We start from the raw sequence: 397 nt of genomic DNA, 5'->3' as shown, positions 1-397 counted from the left end.
CTCCTTGGCGCGGGCCTTCTCCTCGTCGCGACGGCCGCCGCCGAACACCGCGTCGAACCGCTCGCTCTGGATCTTCTCCGTGAGCGGCAGCGTCTGCAGGGGATTACGGGTCCCGTCGGGACGTTCGCGCAGCACACCCCGGTCGATGTAGTCCTGTACGGAGGCCACATGGAGCCGCAGCCCATGCTGCTCGGCCGTGCGGTCGCGGTAGTCGAGGACCTCGGGGAAGTTGTGCCCGGTGTCCACGTGCAGCAGCGAGAAGGGAACCGCCGCGGGGGCGAACGCCTTCAGCGCGAGATGCAGCATGACGATGGAGTCCTTGCCGCCGGAGAAGAGAATCACCGGCCGCTCGAACTCGCCCGCCACCTCACGGAAGATGTGCACCGCCTCGGACTCC

Annotated in this window: 1 protein-coding gene; it reads right to left on the bottom strand. The window is 68.3% G+C overall.

The genetic code is table 11. From position 1 onward, the window contains the following. On the bottom strand, nt 1-397 hold a 397-nt coding region (locus tag ADK57_RS15405; protein ID WP_159050066.1), incomplete at both ends, for a phosphoadenosine phosphosulfate reductase family protein.

Source organism: Streptomyces sp. MMG1533, from assembly GCF_001279775.1.
Taxonomy (GTDB): Bacteria; Actinomycetota; Actinomycetes; order Streptomycetales; family Streptomycetaceae; genus Streptomyces.
Note: the sequence above shows the minus strand (reverse complement) of the source record. Positions and strands in the feature narration are given on the sequence as shown.